The following is a 15802-nucleotide window of genomic DNA, read 5'->3' on the forward strand; positions in this document are numbered from 1 at the left end:
TTTTAGACGGCCTGCTTTTCTGTTGCTGAGATTATTGTTTCTTTTTGCGATTCTCCCGCTTTTTCAGAATCTCCTTGCGGGCGGCGGCAGCCGATGCCCGGAGATCATCGCTGAGGCTGGCATAGCGGCTGGTCAGACGCATGTTGGAGTATTTGCGGCGGAAGGAGCGGGAATACCGTTCCAACCGGGCCACTTGCTGGCTGTAGTTGCTGCGCAGGGCGGCGGACTGGTTTTCCAGCATTTGACCCAGCTCAGCCTTGCCCAGGGAGAACTGGACCTGTGCCTCGTCCCGGGCGGCGGCCAGCTTTACCACCAGCTGAGACACCAACGCCAGGTGCCGGATGGTGAGGGTGGCATCCACCAGCAGAATGACCAGTAAGACCACGCACAGGGTGTTCACCAGCCAGCCGGGGATGGTCTGATAGATGCCGTCCACGGCGGGGTGAATCCAGAAGATTACCACATAGGACAGTGCGCCCCACACCAGGGACACCCACAGACATACCCGGCCCTTGATGTTGAAGCGGAACCGGGAGTAGTCCCAGTAGCGCACGTGGGTGGTGGTCTCCAGAAGCCACGCCACGAAATACTCCCACGAGGTCATTACCACCACGGCGGTGAGATAGAACACAAACAGGTTGTGTTTCAGCGGGGTGAAAAAGAGGACCATTAACAGAACGCCGGCGCCGTAGATGGGGCAGATGGGGCCGTAGAGAAAGCCCCGGTCCACCAGACGGTGCTCCAGAATGGAACAGTAGCAGGTCTCCATCAACCATCCTAGAAATGAGTAAAAGATAAAGTAGAGAAACAGTGCCTGAATGGGATAGCCCAGGATGGTCAATGGGTTTCACCTCTCTTTTCTGGGTCGGACAGTAGGATACCCAGCACACCGTTATAGATGCGGTCGGGGTGTTGGGTGAAGCGCTGGGCGATGTCCTCTCCCTCCTCCCGGGTGGCGGTGAGCAGCGAGAGGGTAAAGAGGTTGTCCCGGTCGTCGTCCAGCATCAGACGCACGGTGTAGAAGGTGCCGTCGGGGGAGGGGTCCACCCGGCTGCGCACCTGGGCCTTCCGCTTCAAAGCGGCGTTGAAGGGGGCCAGGCGCTGGTCACAGCGCTTGCGAATGACGGGGGAGAGGCTGCTCTCGCCGTCGGCGCAGTTGCGGCGGCCCTTGTCAGTGGGGGAGTAGTAGTCCCCCTCCCGCACCAGGTGTCCGCTCTCCAGCAGCTCCGACAGGGCCTCGGCAAATTCAAAGTAGTCCACGCCGTCGTCGCACATCACCAGATCGGTGAGGGTGGCGAAGTCAATGGGGCCCGCCACACGGGTGAGGATATAGAGAATGAGCAATTTGGTGTCCAACTTGCTGTGGATGAATCCAAAACGAGCCATGGTCTTGTTCCTGCCTTTCCTGGGATAAGGTGGCCCCATGGGCCACTCCTATATTATACCGAAAAAGGCCCAGGCTTACAAGGGAAACCTGGAGGCTCACAGGGCGGCCAGGGCGTTTCGAACCACTAAGGCATGGTACAGCCGAACCAGCAAACTCCAAGTGGGGCGGTCCAGAACACCAGTGACAGGCAGCTGTCCCAGCCCCTGCAAGTGACGGATGTGGTCGGTGGGGGTGGAGGTGGAGGGGAAATTGGTGAGAATGGGGGAGAGCGCCGTCACAACGGTGTCCACAAACGCCCATTCCGGTGTGCCAGACGAGGACGGCTCATACTGGGGGGAGATGATTTGCAGGGAAGGGGGAATCCCGTCCCGCTTCTGAATCAGCTCCGACTGCACCCGCAGGGCCAGCCAGGTGTCGTAGTCCACCACCCCGGTCACGGGCAGGCCAAAGTCCCGCTGAAAGATCATCACCCCTTCCAGGGTTCGCTCCCCAAACACCCCATCCTCCACCAGGCGGGGCAGGGCGGGATGGGTGGCGGAGATGACGTTGAGCATGTGCTGAATGTCTCGTACCGGAGCGCCGGTGAGATTGAGTTCCATGGTTGAGATACCTCCTTAATCGTTGCTGCCGTAGGAGAGCGGATAGCCGGGGAATTGCCCGGCTTGGAATTGGTTTTCAATCTCCGAGGGGGAGATGGGCAAATTGGCGTTGGCCAGAGAGGTGGTGGCGATGCCCACATACTCGTCGTAGAGCTTCAGCCACGTGGCATTGTCCACCACGCCGGTGGCGGGCAGATGGTAGGCTTTCTGGAAATCCTGCACCGCCTGTTTGGTCTTGGGGCCAAAAATGCCGTCAATGGCCAGGGTGGGCAGATTGAAGGAGTATTGCCCGATGAGGGAGAGGAAATACTGGAGGGCGGAGACGGCGGGGCCCCGGTCTCCCTGGCGCAGCACCTGGATGCCCGAAGGCCCCTGGACCTGGGTGAAGCTCTGGCCCTCGCTGACCAGCTCGGAGAGCTTGGTGACGGCCACGTAGAGGAACACCAGCTTATACCAGGTACCACGGCCCACGATACCATCCACTGCCAGCCCAAAGACGGACTGGAACACCCGCACTGCTTCCTCCGTGCGTGGCCCAAAGATGCCGTCCACCTGGGCCAGGCGGGGAATGGCAGGGTAATTCTGTCCAATGCGGTTGAGCATGGCCTGGAGCACCACCACGTCCTCCCCGGAGGAGCCCTGGCGCAGGGGATAGCCGGGGTAGGAGTTGGGCACATCCCGGATGGGGGCGTCGTTGACCAGTTCGATGTCGTCCCCGTAGTAGTTGCGCAGAATGGTCATGTAGTCCGCCCCCTCCTGGGCCATGGCCTCACTGCCCCACTGGGACAGGCCGTCACAGGTGGAGGTGGTACCGTTGCAGAACTTGGCCGCCAGGGGCTCCACAAAGCCCACTCGGCGGATGTAGGTGGTGAACATGTCGTCCACCAGGCGGTCGATGTTTTCAAAGGTGCTCCGGCCTTTGATGAATTTCTGATCGTTTTGGGTCTCACTGGTGATGTCAAAGTCATACCCGCGGCTGGGGTAGAACTCGGTGTACACCCGGTTGAGGGCAAAGGAGATTTGGGCCAGAATGTTGGCTTTCAGGGCTTCCTCTGACCAGGTGGGGTATACCTCGCTGGAGGCTACATTTTTGATGTAGTCGGGGAAGGTCACCGTGACGTTCTCCGCCGCCTCCTTGGGCTGGCCCAGGTGGACGGTGATGTACTGGGGAATGTAGGGAATGACGGATACAGACATAGAAGCCTCCTTACAGCGGTTGTGGCGTGACGTTGGTGAACTGAGGGCGAGGGGTGGACGACTCGGGAATGGCCAGGGGAATGAGAGGCACGCTCTGGGTGGTCTCCACCCCAGAGAAGATCTGGAGATTTTCAAACACGGCCACCTGATACCCCGGGTGCTCCACCACCAGAGAGTAGGAGGAGAAGGGAAGGGGAGAGCCGGGGCTCTGGCTGAGGGCGGCGTCGGGAGCGGGCAGGGAGATGGGGCCAGCTACCCCGCTCTCGTCTGTGATGAGCACGGATAGAAGCTGATGCCGACCCTGTCCGTCCGGCTGGGATACCAACACCGTGGCCCCCTGTATGGGGAGCTGAGCCCGGGACGCATAGACGTGGACAATGAGAGAACCGTTTTGTGCCAATGCTAGGACCTCCTTGAGAAATGTTGCAAGAACTTGCACATGGAAATTGACAAACTTATGACAATGAGATAAAATGAATTGCGTATAGTGATCAAAAGAAAGATGAAATGCCGAAAAACTCTGACGGGATGTGAGGGTGTCATATGAAAAAAGATAAGATTTCTTCGGCGGTGATCCGGCGTTTGCCCCGCTATTATCGCCATTTGGATGACTTATATCGTGCCGGTACCATTCGAATCTCTTCCGGAGCCTTGGCCCAGTCCATGGGCCTGACGGCCTCCCAGATTCGCCAGGATCTGTCCTGCTTTGGCGGGTTCGGTCAGCAGGGCTACGGGTACAACGTGGAGCGGCTGCGGGGTGAGGTGGCAGAGATCCTGGGGATGAACCGAGGCCACACCGTGCTCATCTTGGGTGCCGGTAACTTGGGCCGTGCCCTCATTGAGAATTTCCCGTTCCGTGCCAATGGCTTCCGGCTGGTGGCCGCCTTTGACGTCAACCCGGACCTGGTGGACACCAAGCTGGGCGGCGTCCCCGTCTACCATGTGGATGGTCTGGACACCTTTGTGCGGGAGCACCGGGTGAGCGTGGCGGTTCTGACGGTGCCTGGGTCTGTGGCCGTGGCCACCGCTCGCCGCCTGAGCAAGCTGGGGGTGGACGGAATCTGGAATTTCACCAATGTGGAGCTGCCGGAGCAGGAAATGCCCGACGTGAAAGTGGAGAACGTGCACTTTGCAGACAGCCTGCTAACGCTGAGTTATATGATTTCTGAGGAGTAAATAGACCTCTCAAAAATTTTTGAAAAAATCGAAAAAAACACTTGCAATTTCATTTCAGCTGTGCTAGTATATATGAGTCGCCAGAAAACGACAGCGACAAGCGGCTGTAGCTCAGCTGGATAGAGTGTTTGGCTACGAACCAAAAGGTCGGGGGTTCGAATCCCTCCAGCCGTACCAAAAGGCAAGTTCCGAAAGGGACTTGCCTTTTTTTCTTCCGGAGACATAGGAAAACGTCCGATGCAGGAATCAGCATCGGACGTTTTTTTCTCGGTCAGTCCGTGACCTGTTTCATGTTGGGGTAGACCTGATGAATCCGCTCATCGGGGTAGTAGTGGTCCAAAAATTCGGTGAAGCCGTTGGTGGGGGCGTCAGGGGCCGATTGGCGCTGTTGATACCGACCCAGAGCCAGGGCGGAGATGGCCATATTGAACACCATGAACACAACAATCACCCAGGTGAGCACTTTGCCCGCTTTCATGGGGATGCGCTCAATGAGACGGGACAGGCGGGGATAGAGGACCTTCATCCACACGGCGGCGGCAATGCCCCAGAAGAAGCAGTAGAGCAGATTGATGCGTCCGGCCAGGTTGAAGGGGATGTGGCTGTAATCCCAGAACACGGTGCCGAAGACCAGCTCGGTGAAGACACTACACACATATTCGTACACACCGCCCACAATGGTGCCGGCAAGGAAGAGGTAGCCCTCGCTCTTGTCTTTGTACCGATAGAGCAGGGCGGTGAACATCACAGCGCCCAGACCCCACACAATACTAAAGGGACCGTAGATGAGACTGCTGCGGCTCATCCAGATGCCCATGGTGGCCCGGCAGAACAGCGTCTCGATGATATCGCCCAGCAGGGCGGCAATGAAGAAAATCCAAATCAGCTTGGTGGGAGAACAGCCCTGGGCAAACACGGTGGGCTTGGGCTTTTGGGAGGGGGCGGCCTGCTCCAGATTGGGGAAGGCGTGGAGCATACGGGTCTGGACCCGCCGGGTGATGGCGTGGCCGAAGAGAGCGGTGAGCTCCTGGAAGTCTCGGGACAGCTGTTCCAGACGGCGGATACGCACGCCCATCTGTACCGTGATGCCCAGAGAGAGGGCCAGGTCCAGGGCGACCAGTCCCAATCCCACCAGAACCAGGATGCGGGACAGCAGGGGAGGGAGGTCACCCAACACCAAGGCTAGAAGGGGGTTGAGAAAACTCACACACAGCCATGCGCCCACACCCAGCACCAGCAGCAGGGGCAGAGAGATGTACCCGTGGAAGTGGAATTTGTGGTCGGAGAAGTCCCACCATCTGCGGTGGAGCATGCGCTCCAGAGCGACACCGGTGGTAATGACCAGAATGCCGGACAGAACGCAGGAGCCCATAATAAAGAACAGGGGACGGTGGGTCAGTTCCGAGAGGAACACCGTGGAGAGTACCGCTCCAATGCCGTAAATGGGGCTGACAGGAAGGTTGAGAAAGCCTGGGTTGACAAAGGAATGTTTTTTGATGGCACAGAATGCCACGCTGATACACCAGCCCAGAATGGAATAGATGAGAAAGAACCAGGCCAGTTGGGAGAGTGAGTATATCATGAAAAGCTCCTTTCGGGGTTGTTCTGAAAAAGACAAAAACTCACCACAGTATTGCTGATTACTGGGGTGAGTCAAAAAATATGCAGCATTGCGGGCTGATGGGAGATCAGCGCTGGCTGGGCACGGTGCGATCATCACCGAAAATCATATCATCCACATCAGGCTTGCGGGGATATTCTTTCACAAGTTTCACCTCTTTTCTCTTGCGCTGTTGTACATTATAGCAACATGTACCGGAAAAGTAAAGGGTGGAATTGTAAAATACAAATAAAGTTTTGGGCAAAGTGTAGAAAAGTGGAGGGATAACGAGGAAGATAGGGGAGAAAAAATGCTTGCAATTTCCCAGGGGGTGTATTATAATAAGCTTCACCGAGTTGAAATATGCGGGTGTAGTTCAATGGTAGAATGTCAGCTTCCCAAGCTGAACACGGGGGTTCGATTCCCCTCACCCGCTCCAATGAAAAAGACACGCTAAAAAGCGTGTCTTTTTCATTGGGAGCCATAGGCTCATTTCAATGCTCGGCGGAAGTGAATTCCGCCTGCGCCAAGGTTTTCGCCCAGGCGCAAACACTTGTACGGCGCACCAGCGCCGCCCGGCTTTGCGGGACCCTGTACTTATAATTATAAAAATGCCTGGAGAGAAGCCCTCTCCAGGCATTTTTGAGTCTTACTTCAGGAACACCAGTTCATAGCTGCGAGAACCGATGCCGATCTTCTCGGCGTGCTCCAGACAGGTCTTGTACTCCGAGTCGGGGGTGCTGTTTTCAAAATGATCGTGGTGGTCACAGAAATCCGGCTTGGCCATGTTGTCGCTGAGCTGGCTGTTGGGCAGGGGATCACAGGCCAGGCAGGCGTCCACACAGGCCTGGTCCAGGGCCAGGGGATCAAAGGAGGCGAACATGCCGATGTTGGGGAGGATGGGGGCGTCGTTCTCGGCGTGGCAGTCACAGTTGGGGCTGACGTCCACAATGAGAGAGATGTGGAAGTTGGGACGGCCGTCCACCACTGCTTTGGCATACTCCGCCATGCGGCAATTCAGGTCCTTCACAGCGGCCCAACTGGAGAAGTCGATGGCGTCAAAGTTGCAGGCACCGATGCACCGGCCACAGCCCACGCAGTTCTCGGTGACAATGTGCATTTTCCGGGTGGTCTCGTCAAAGGCCAGGCCCTGGTTGGCGCACTCCTTCATGCAAGACTTGCAGCCCACGCACTTGTCCTGGTGTACGGAGGGCTGACCGTTGTGGTGCTGCTCCTTCTTACCGGCCCGGGAGCCGCAGCCCATGCCGATGTTCTTGATGGCGCCGCCAAAGCCCGCCATCTCATGGCCCTTGAAGTGGTTCAGAGAGATGAACACGTCAGCGTCCATAATGGCTCGGCCGATCTTGGCGTTCTGGACGTACTCTCCGTTGACGGGGACCTCCACGTCGTCGGTGCCCTTCAGACCGTCCCCAATGAGGATGGGACAGCCCACAGTCATGGGGGTGAAGCCGTTTTCCCAGGCGCAGTACAGGTGTTCCAGGGCGTTTTTCCGGCTGCCCACATAGAGGGTGTTGCAGTCGGTGAGGAAGGGCTGGCCGCCCAGCTCCTTCACCACATCAGCCACCGCCTTGGCGTAGTTGGGGCGGAGAAAGCCCAGATTGCCCAGCTCGCCGAAGTGCATCTTGATGGCCACGAACTTGTTATCCATGTCGATCTCGCCAATGCCTGCGGCCCGGATGAGCCGCTTGAGCTTGGTGGGAAGGCCCTCGCCCAGCTTGGTGCGGAAATCGGTGTAGTAAACGTTTGCTTTTTCCATACCTCATTGCTCCTTGTCTCGAAATAGGGTGAAAGTCATGTAAGAACAGTATAGCGGAGCCAGGAGAATTTGGCAAGAATCATCCGGGAAGGCTTTGAAAAGTTAGGCCTGCCAAACTGCTTTGAGGATGGCGCCAATTTTGGGCGGAGTGCCGTAGAGGAGCACGCCCACTCGGTAGATCTTGGCGGACAGCACCCCGATACCCACCACAGACACCGCCAGAATACCGATGGACAGGACAATCTGATAGATGGGGACGGTGCTCATAGCGATGCGGGCAAACATGGCGATGGGGGAGGTGAAGGGGACGAACGAGCACACCATCATGGCGATGTTGTCCACCGCACCGCTGCCCATGCTGAACATGACCACGCAGAAGGCAATGACAAAGAGCATGGACAGAGGCATGATGGAGGTGTTGATATCCTCCAGCTTGGTGGCAGTGGAGCCGATGGCGCCGTAGAGGAAGGCATAGAGAAGGAAGCCCAGAACGAAGAACACCAGCAGATATACCAGCAGGGACAGGGGCATGTCAAACAGGGAGGTCATCACGGAATTGCCGCCCCAAGCGTCCAGATTGAGCTGGTAGAAGAGAAGGGCGGAGCCGAAGATGACCGCCAGCTGGACAAACCCGGCGATGCAGGAGGCCAGCACCTTGCCGAACATCATGTTTACCGGGGTAGCGCTGGTGATGAGCAGTTCCATGGCTCGGGAGCTCTTTTCAGTGGCCACGTGGGAGGCTACCATCTGGCCGTAGAGCATGATGACCATGTACAGGGCCAACGTCATAATGTAGGTGTACCAGTAATTTTGGGCCTGGTCCACCCCCAGAAGTTCCTCTTTGGCGTCAATCTGAAGGGAGAGAATCTCCCCGGCCTGGTCCGGGCTCAGTCCCTGTTGGGTCATGGCCTCCACCTGGGCTAGGCTCACCAGAACTTGATTGGCCACCTGGGTAGTCTGGTCGTAGAGGGAACGATTGTACACATAATAGGTGTAGGAAGTCAGGGAGTCAAAGACCAGGGCACAATCGGCCTCCTGGTTGGACACCTGCTCCTTGATTTTAGCGAGGTCGTCTTGCGTCCAAGTCACCCTCTGGTCAGGGAAAGCAGCGGCCAGGGCCTGGGCAATGGTCTCGCCCATCTCTTGAGAGGGGGCGGAGACCAAAATCACCGACTGCTCGGTGGGTTCGTCGGAGGAATCTCCGCCCATGGAGCCGAAGAAACCAATCAGGTTGGGCAGGAACATCACCACGGCCAGAACAGCCACAATGAACAGGGTGGAGCCCACAAACACCTTGTTTTTAAAGTAGTTTTTCAGCTCAAAGCTGAGAATAGTACGAAATTGTCTCATGATCTCTTCTCCCTTCACACGTGGTCCCCGGCGTATTCCACGAAGATGTCGTTGAGGGACGGCTCGTAGACCTGCACCCGGTCAATGTCGTAGCGGGCCACCAGTTGCCCCATCATCTCCTGCTTCTGGCTGGGGCTGTCCAGGCGGAGAAGCACCTCGCCGGGCTGCACCAGCTGGCAGCGATTGCCCAGTTGGGAGAGAATCTCCCGGTATTTGGGGCTGAACACGGTGAGACGGTCCCGGGGATAGCTGCGTTTGATCTGCTCCAGGTTGCCGGAGATGGCGATTTTGCCCTGATTGAGAATGGCGATCTCCTGGCAGAACTCCTCGATGTAGTTCATCTGGTGGGAGGAGAAGAGGACGATTTTTCCCTTTTGAATCTGCTCCTTCACCACATCTTTGAGCAGGGCGGCATTCACCGGGTCCAGGCCGGAGAAGGGTTCATCCAGTACGATGATATCTGGGTCATGGGCCAAGGCGGTGATGAGCTGGATTTTCTGCTGGTTGCCTTTGGACAGGGTGTCCAACCGCTTGGTTTCGTACTCCTCCATACCCAGCCGCTCCAGCCAGTGGCGCACCGAGGCCACCGCCTTGGCACGCTTCATCCCCTTGAGCTGGGCGAAGTATACCAGCTGTTGCCCGATGGGCTTTTTGGGGTACAGACCACGCTCCTCGGGGAGGTAGCCCAGAGACACCTTGCGGTAGTCGATGGGCTTCCCATCCAGGAGAACTTCTCCGCTGTTTTGAGGGAAGACGTCCATGAGAATGCGGATGGTGGTGGTCTTACCGGCGCCGTTTCGGCCCAGCAGGCCGAAGGCCTGGCCTCCCTCAGCGGTGAGGGAGATGCCCTGGAGCACCTGCTTGGCTCCAAAGCTCTTTTCAATGTTGCGTAGTTCCAATTTCATTGTGAGTCACCTCATTCGTTCGTAGTGGGAGTGTCCTGCTGCTTGGTGCGATTGGTGCGCCACCGCACCACAAACGTAACCAGCCAGAGCAGGGCGCAAAGCGTGAACAGAAGTGGAATCAGTAAGGATTCATCTTCGCTGCGCTGGAGGAATTTGGATAGTGCTAGGAGCGTCCAAATCACCGTCCAGGCGCCGTAAATCACCAAGGTGGGGTCTCTGAGTTTTTTCATCGTACGTTCACTTCCTGATAAGTGTAGGATTGAGGAACTATGATCTTGCTTTGTCTAGCTTTAAGGAGGTGTAATTGTACACAAATTGCTGCACCAGCCACAAAAGGCCTACCAACAGGCTGTAGGCGGGGGCAATGAGGTCGATGATGGACAGGATGGCCAGAACTGCCAGGACAATGGGGTAAATCATGGATGTAATTTTAAAAGCTCGGTAGCTGCATTGTCCAATTTGCTGACGCTCTGCCTCGTCACAGCTCTGGTACCAGTCGTGCTGGAATTTAAAATCAAAGATGTTGCCCTGCTTTTCCGGGGAGAGTTGCTTGGTGGCGGAGACGATGCGGGCCTGCATGGCCATGACCCACACAAGCTGTATTAGCAGAAGCAAGATCGACCAGCTAACGCCCCAGGAAGCGGCGTAGCTGAGCGCCATGGCTACAAATATGAAAACCATGGAGAGGTTTGTCAGAAACATGGACTGACCCAAGAGTAGGTTGACACGGGGAAATACTTCGTCATCTACCATGGCTTGGGGGAGCAAGCGTTTGCTCCGAATATAAAGCCAAGTGGAGGCAGCCAGCATCAGCAGGCCGGGGACAAACCACCAGGGGCCGGGAGAGGACAGGATTTGATTGACCCATTGGCCGAGGTTGCGGACGGAAAACTCGTTGGACAGGGTGGCATAGCCCGCAATGCCGCCAATGAACCCGCAGACAATGAGAACCACGGCGAAGGTAACATAGATGCGAGCGGGTGATTTTTTCTTGGCTGCTCTCATGATAACTCCTCCTCTGTGAGATAAAAGACGTCCTCCACCGGGCGGTGGAACACCTGGGCAATGCGAAGGGCCAGGGTGATGGAGGGGTTGTAGTCCCCTCGCTCAATGAGGCTGATGGTCTGCCGGGAGGCTCCCACCAATGTCCCCAGCTCCTGCTGGTTGATGCCCTGGGCTGCCCGAAACTCCTTGAGTCGATTCTGTAGCGGCATGAGCACCCCTCCTTGACAACTATCTTTGTCAAACATAAGATAGCATTGACAAGGATTGTTGTCAATAGGGGAGAATAAAGAAAACGTAAAAATCTGTTTTCACCCGGTGAAGAGGGTGGATTTTTTCAAAAGCTTCGGTATAATGGAGAGGTGGTCCGAGGGGGGGAGGCGAAACCCCACGGAACCTTGTCAGATACATGAGAGGTTGGATGGAAACCATGGTAATATGGATTGTGATAGGAGTTGTTGCGGCACTGCTGCTCTTTTGGGTTATGTCGGTGCGGTGCCGCCATGGACACCCGGCGTGGGAGGTGCTACGCCGATACCGATATGCCCACCGAGGACTGCACGATGAAACACGGGGCATCCCGGAAAATTCCCTGACTGCGTTTCGCCGGGCGGCGGAGCGGGGGTATGGGGCCGAATTGGATGTGCACTTGACCCGGGACGGGAGTCTGGTGGTCATCCACGACGACTCCCTGCTGCGTACCGCTGGGGTGGACGTGGATGTGGCTTCTCTGACGGCGGAGCAGCTGTCTCAGTACCGCCTGGAGGGCACTCAGGAGAAAATCCCATTTTTGGAAGAGGTGCTGCCTCTGTTTGAGGGGCGGGCCCCGCTGATTGTGGAGCTGAAAGCGGAGAAAAATGCGGCCCGGCTGGCCAAGGCGGCCTGTCAGGTGCTGGACCGCTACAAGGTCAACTATTGCATTGAGTCCTTTCACCCCAAGGTGCTGATGTGGCTCAAGCGGCACCGCCCGGAGATCTGCCGGGGACAGCTGAGCCAGAACTTCATCCGTGAGCGCAGCGGGATGCCTCTGGTGGCGGCGGTGGTGATGACCAACGTGCTCACCAACTTGGTGACGTGCCCGGATTTTGTGGCCTATAAATGGAAGGACCGCCGCCAACTCTCTCTGTTTCTGGCCAGACGCCTGTGGCGGGGCCAGGAGGTGAGCTGGACCATCCGGGATTCTGCATCTATGCAGCGGGTGGAGCAGGAGGGCTGCCTGCCTATTTTTGAGGAATTTCAGCCGTGAGAAATTTTAACATGGAGCTGGATGAAAACAGCAGAGGGTCTGCGGGGAAAAGGTCGCAGACCCTCTGCTGTTGCTAAAAAGTGATGATTTGGAACCTGATGGCCCCATGTTAAAACTTGTTGCTTTACAAGTTTGGTGTTCTCTCGTACAATGCGGGCAAGGATGGTGATACAGTCATGCTAGGTGATAACATTAAGAAATACCGCCGGGAGAGGGGATATACCCAGGAAGAACTGTCTGCTAAACTGCATGTGGTCCGCCAGACGTTGTCCAAGTGGGAGAACAATGCATCCGTGCCAGATGCAGAGGTTCTAATCAGAATCTCTCGAGCGTTGGACGTGCCGGTCAACGTGCTGCTGGACCTGACGCCGGAGGAGGAGACAGTGGACCTGACGGATGAGTTGGCAAGGGTCAACGAGGAGCTGGCGGAGCGGAATCAACAGCTTCAGAGAAATACATTGGCCAGCCAGAAGCGGGGGCAAATCGTCTTTCTCTCCTTTGCGGCCCTGATGGTTGTGATCCTAGTGGACAATCCCTTGGCGTCGCTGCTTTTGGTGGGGGCCTGCATTGCATTGTCACTGCTGATCCTGTATCGGAATTTGTCTCTGTTTTCCGAGAGTACGGTTTCCATATCCCAGATGAAAGCGCTGAAAGTTGTGACGATATTCAATGCAGTGTTTCTGATTGTGTTGCTGGCAGTTTGTGGCTTGCTGCAAGCCCAGGTGATTACACTGACGGCGCAGCAGGAACAGTGGTTACTTATGGGCGTGTTTTCCGGTCTGTTCCTTTTCTTTGGTGCGCTTTCTCCACGGCTGCCATATCAGCGGCATACCGGCCTGCGTCTGCCATGGACGGTGCGGGATGAAGATACCTGGAACCTGGCCCATCGAATCATCGGCGTCATCTCGTTGCCCTTGACGCTCCTATACCTTGCCGCAGCTTTTTCGGTTTCAGACATGGAGCTCATTGGAACCATCTCTGTGATTGCCCTGATGCTGTATATCGGCATACCGGGTGTGATCTCTCTGGTGTTTTTCTGGAGAAAATATCATTGAGGAAGGTTCAAATGCTGCCAGTTATAAAGACACGTCGATATTGTTCCAGACGTGCATCGGCGCTGACGCTCCACAGTGCAATGGGGGAGGGCGAGTAGAGTCTGGTCACCCCGTATGGTCTGCCGTTGATCCAGACACTTTCTTCCCATGTGTTGTCCTTTCTCCTGGGATGGGGGCCCTTGTCTGCAAAGAAACGGTGGATGAGCTTTTTGACTTCGGCTCTGCTGGTGTAAATCAGTTCTTCAATATTGGGATACTCCAGCAGTAGCTGATCCAGAGGCTTGGGCTCAATGGAGATTAACGAGGCGTCATCGGATTTGCCGTTTCGATGGATGCAGCTGCCCACAATATCGGTGATACCGATGTGTAACTCCTGCAACAGCTGCTTTCGTTGGTTCACTGCTTCGACGGTGTTTGTAAATGCCAGCGGGGTGTCGGTCACCTCAGAAAGTAGCTTCCAAAAAGAATTATCTCTGGAGCCGTAGTAGAAATCCACATCGTTGTCGTGTAAGGCTCTTCCCCCGGAGGTGCAAAACCGAAAGGGCGGCATAGTTCCAATGATGAGTTTGGTGGCGCCCTCTGGGATGTAGGGCTCGTAGGGGTGAATGGAACGAACCGTTTCTTCCATAGAATTTCCTCCTGAGTGTGAAATGAGAAAATGACGTGGTTTTTATACATAAGCGTGACACCCCAACAGAAAAAAGATTGGCCCCATCTATCGGTTGAAGTGATGGATGACAGTAATAGGAAGATGTGGTATTATAGCAGCGAATCGAAGTGAGAAAAAGGAGAGAGTGGCGTATGAACAAGACATTGGGCAAACATGTCATGAAGATAATTGCAGTTTTTGGTGTGTTGCTCATGGGATTTGGACTTGCCGGTGCTGGTCCTGATACCGGCTTATGGGTGTTCCTTGCGGGGCTCTTTCTAGTGATTGTCTGTGCCGCTTCCAGTCGTGAGCTGCGGAAGCTTGTCCGTTCGCTGCTGGATTTCATTTGATGCCGAAGCAATGGGGGAGCGAACATGGAACTTATTATAGTATTCATTTTGGGGATGGTAGGGGCTGTCTTGGTGCAACTCAGTGCAAACAGGGGCGTTAGCCGCTGGATTCGCTATCCGTTAGTTGCCTTGATATGCATGATGCTTGTGTCTGGAATTGCTATGGTGGTTTATTTTGCGATTGCCCTATACACTGAGGAACTGGTTGCCTCTATGATGCTGTGGTTGCTTGCTCTCTTCTTGCTGGCAGGGGCTGTGGCGTATATTCGGAATCTGTACCACGGAAAACGATCAGTTAACGGGAGTGAGGCAACGAATGACGAAAGAGTATAACTGGAGCACCACTGTGGATGGAGTACCTCACGCAATCCTTTGTCAAGTGATGAATAATAAATATGTCTTGTGGGCAGACGATAAATTCCAAAAAACTGTCTACCGTAGGAGCTTTCAGGCTGCTCGTGGAGGTCTGGATGAAACCCTTGAGCTGTGGGGAAAGACCTGCCACTTTGTGGTTTGGCCTAGCGAAAAAGTGGAGTTTTTTGTAGATGGAAAATCTCTGAATACACAGGAAGACTGCGAGAATGCTCTGGACATCTCCTACGAAGAATCCGTATCTCGCCATGAACGGACTATGCGCCGCAGTTCATGGGCGGTGGTGCTGCTGATAGCTTTGGCCTGTATCTTCTATTTGGTCATGGTGCTGCAAGGGAAAGATATGTCTGGCTGGAATGGAACGATGGTAGTCGCGCTGGTTATTTTGGCGATTAACCTCGTTGGTATTGTCAGGGGAAGAAGACGATGATGGGCACAAAACTTTGGTGGAATATTCTTTGCTAGCAAAAAAGACACGACTTTCCAGCGTGTCTTCCCTTGAGAAGGTGGGGGCAGCGTAGGCGGAATTGACTTCCGCCGAGCATGAAATGAGCCTATGGCGCCCAAAACAAAAGCACCTGCTTAAGCAGGTGCTTTTGTTTTGGTGGACCTGAACGGGATCGAACCGTCGACCTCTCGGATGCGAACCGAACGCTCTCCCAGCTGAGCTACAGGCCCGTACCCAACTATTATAACAGAAAAAAACAGTTTGTAAAGAGAAAAATGGAGAAAATGAAAAAAGAGTCCAAAGGGGAAAAGTTTAAAATTCAGTTGAAAAAGTCGTGACGATGTGATAAAATAATCATCGGCTTTTAACACGCTTGTGTGTGGAGTAAGGCCGCGCTAGTCGGGGAGTTAGCGGTGCCCTGTATCTGCAACCCGCTATAGCAGGGATGAATCCCGGCCCCCGGAGACAAAATGTACTGACTGCCCCATATAAGCAGCGATGATGGATTGGTCCTGCGCAACGTAGCCCCGTGAACCGTGTCAGGCGGGGAACCGAGCAGCACTAAGCGGACCGCTGCGTGTGCCGCGGGGGTGCCGGTCTTGAGCCGGCTGTATGGGTAACGGGTATATTTTGTGCTTCAAAGGCCGGTGCGCGGTCTTATTCTGTACACAAGCGATTTCCTTTTTAGG

19 protein-coding genes, 3 tRNA genes and 1 other RNA gene are annotated in these 15802 nt (G+C 55.5%); 9 read left to right on the forward strand and 14 right to left on the reverse strand.

Annotation, left to right across the window (positions count from 1 at the left end):
* Positions 1-31: 31 nt before the first annotated feature.
* From B5F98_RS06140 to B5F98_RS06160, 5 genes are all read right to left on the reverse strand, one after another.
* A complete protein-coding gene (locus tag B5F98_RS06140; protein WP_087370400.1) occupies positions 32-841 on the reverse strand; it encodes a putative ABC transporter permease in 810 nt (269 codons plus the stop codon).
* The gene (locus B5F98_RS06145; protein ID WP_087229499.1) at positions 838-1386 is read right to left on the reverse strand and encodes a DUF4364 family protein; all 549 of its coding nucleotides are present in this window, start codon (positions 1384-1386) and stop codon (positions 838-840) included. Before B5F98_RS06145 ends, B5F98_RS06140 begins: the two co-directional genes overlap by 4 nt.
* Before the next feature lie 96 nt (positions 1387-1482).
* On the reverse strand, positions 1483-1986 hold the full coding sequence (locus B5F98_RS06150; protein ID WP_087370403.1) for a peptidoglycan-binding protein: 504 nt from the start codon (positions 1984-1986) through the stop codon (positions 1483-1485).
* Positions 1987-2001: 15 nt separating this feature from the next.
* Positions 2002-3183 (reverse strand): peptidoglycan-binding protein, encoded by a 1182-nt coding sequence (locus B5F98_RS06155; protein WP_087229505.1) that lies wholly within the window; start codon positions 3181-3183, stop codon positions 2002-2004.
* 10 nt (positions 3184-3193) lie between these two features.
* Positions 3194-3583, reverse strand: a complete 390-nt coding sequence (locus B5F98_RS06160) for a carboxypeptidase regulatory-like domain-containing protein (protein WP_087370406.1) — start codon at positions 3581-3583, stop codon at positions 3194-3196.
* Between the two features lie 143 nt (positions 3584-3726).
* Between B5F98_RS06160 and B5F98_RS06165 the strand changes: the two genes are divergently transcribed.
* Complete coding sequence (locus B5F98_RS06165; RefSeq protein ID WP_087229511.1) at positions 3727-4359, forward strand: redox-sensing transcriptional repressor Rex; 633 nt, start codon at positions 3727-3729, stop codon at positions 4357-4359.
* Between the two features lie 100 nt (positions 4360-4459).
* Positions 4460-4536, forward strand: a tRNA-Arg gene (locus tag B5F98_RS06170).
* A 94-nt stretch (positions 4537-4630) separates the two neighbouring features.
* Here the strand turns inward: B5F98_RS06170 and B5F98_RS06175 are convergent.
* Positions 4631-5941, reverse strand: coding sequence for a putative ABC transporter permease (locus B5F98_RS06175; RefSeq protein ID WP_087370409.1), 1311 nt, complete (start codon positions 5939-5941; stop codon positions 4631-4633).
* A 383-nt stretch (positions 5942-6324) separates the two neighbouring features.
* Here B5F98_RS06175 and B5F98_RS06180 point away from each other — a divergent pair.
* A tRNA-Gly gene (locus B5F98_RS06180) sits at positions 6325-6398 on the forward strand.
* A gap of 210 nt (positions 6399-6608) precedes the next feature.
* On the opposite strand, the gene B5F98_RS06185 is transcribed toward B5F98_RS06180, so the two are convergent.
* From B5F98_RS06185 to B5F98_RS06210, 6 genes are all read right to left on the reverse strand, one after another.
* Positions 6609-7736 carry a DUF362 domain-containing protein gene (locus tag B5F98_RS06185; protein ID WP_087370411.1) on the reverse strand — a complete coding sequence of 376 codons (1128 nt, stop codon included), beginning with the start codon at positions 7734-7736 and terminating at the stop codon, positions 6609-6611.
* A gap of 102 nt (positions 7737-7838) precedes the next feature.
* Positions 7839-9086 carry an ABC transporter permease gene (locus B5F98_RS06190; protein WP_087370414.1) on the reverse strand — a complete coding sequence of 416 codons (1248 nt, stop codon included), beginning with the start codon at positions 9084-9086 and terminating at the stop codon, positions 7839-7841.
* A 14-nt stretch (positions 9087-9100) separates the two neighbouring features.
* Positions 9101-9991, reverse strand: a complete 891-nt coding sequence (locus B5F98_RS06195; RefSeq protein WP_087370417.1) for an ATP-binding cassette domain-containing protein — start codon at positions 9989-9991, stop codon at positions 9101-9103.
* Between the two features lie 11 nt (positions 9992-10002).
* Entirely contained in the window at positions 10003-10221 is a 219-nt protein-coding gene (locus tag B5F98_RS06200; protein WP_087370420.1) for a hypothetical protein, read from the reverse strand.
* A 37-nt stretch (positions 10222-10258) separates the two neighbouring features.
* Positions 10259-10996: a DUF3169 family protein gene (locus B5F98_RS06205; protein ID WP_087370423.1), complete on the reverse strand. Its 738-nt coding sequence runs from the start codon at positions 10994-10996 to the stop codon at positions 10259-10261.
* Complete coding sequence (locus B5F98_RS06210) at positions 10993-11205, reverse strand: helix-turn-helix transcriptional regulator (protein ID WP_087370426.1); 213 nt, start codon at positions 11203-11205, stop codon at positions 10993-10995. The genes B5F98_RS06205 and B5F98_RS06210 overlap by 4 nt, the downstream gene beginning before the upstream one ends.
* Before the next feature lie 272 nt (positions 11206-11477).
* Here B5F98_RS06210 and B5F98_RS06215 point away from each other — a divergent pair, with 272 nt between their 5' ends.
* Positions 11478-12239 (forward strand): glycerophosphodiester phosphodiesterase family protein, encoded by a 762-nt coding sequence (locus B5F98_RS06215; protein ID WP_206418097.1) that lies wholly within the window; start codon positions 11478-11480, stop codon positions 12237-12239.
* Between the two features lie 116 nt (positions 12240-12355).
* Positions 12356-13294 (forward strand): helix-turn-helix domain-containing protein, encoded by a 939-nt coding sequence (locus B5F98_RS06220; protein ID WP_143482746.1) that lies wholly within the window; start codon positions 12356-12358, stop codon positions 13292-13294.
* A gap of 7 nt (positions 13295-13301) precedes the next feature.
* On the opposite strand, the gene B5F98_RS06225 is transcribed toward B5F98_RS06220, so the two are convergent.
* Complete coding sequence (locus B5F98_RS06225) at positions 13302-13922, reverse strand: uracil-DNA glycosylase family protein (RefSeq protein WP_087370435.1); 621 nt, start codon at positions 13920-13922, stop codon at positions 13302-13304.
* Positions 13923-14095: 173 nt separating this feature from the next.
* Here B5F98_RS06225 and B5F98_RS06230 point away from each other — a divergent pair, with 173 nt between their 5' ends.
* Genes B5F98_RS06230 through B5F98_RS06240 form a run of 3 tightly spaced genes read left to right on the forward strand, consistent with a single transcriptional unit; the run spans position 14096 to position 15095 of the window.
* Entirely contained in the window at positions 14096-14293 is a 198-nt protein-coding gene (locus tag B5F98_RS06230; protein WP_087370438.1) for a hypothetical protein, read from the forward strand.
* Positions 14294-14317: 24 nt separating this feature from the next.
* Entirely contained in the window at positions 14318-14626 is a 309-nt protein-coding gene (locus B5F98_RS06235; protein ID WP_087370441.1) for a hypothetical protein, read from the forward strand.
* Positions 14610-15095: a hypothetical protein gene (locus tag B5F98_RS06240; RefSeq protein WP_087370444.1), complete on the forward strand. Its 486-nt coding sequence runs from the start codon at positions 14610-14612 to the stop codon at positions 15093-15095. The genes B5F98_RS06235 and B5F98_RS06240 overlap by 17 nt, the downstream gene beginning before the upstream one ends.
* A gap of 172 nt (positions 15096-15267) precedes the next feature.
* Here the strand turns inward: B5F98_RS06240 and B5F98_RS06245 are convergent.
* Positions 15268-15343: transfer RNA gene (locus tag B5F98_RS06245), tRNA-Ala, on the reverse strand.
* A gap of 160 nt (positions 15344-15503) precedes the next feature.
* Here B5F98_RS06245 and ffs point away from each other — a divergent pair.
* Positions 15504-15768: signal recognition particle sRNA large type (ffs, locus tag B5F98_RS06250), an RNA gene on the forward strand.
* Positions 15769-15802 lie beyond the last annotated feature (34 nt).

Origin of the sequence: Pseudoflavonifractor sp. An44 (genome assembly GCF_002161675.1) — a bacterium.
In the GTDB taxonomy this organism is placed as follows: domain Bacteria; phylum Bacillota; class Clostridia; order Oscillospirales; family Oscillospiraceae; genus Enterenecus; species Enterenecus faecium.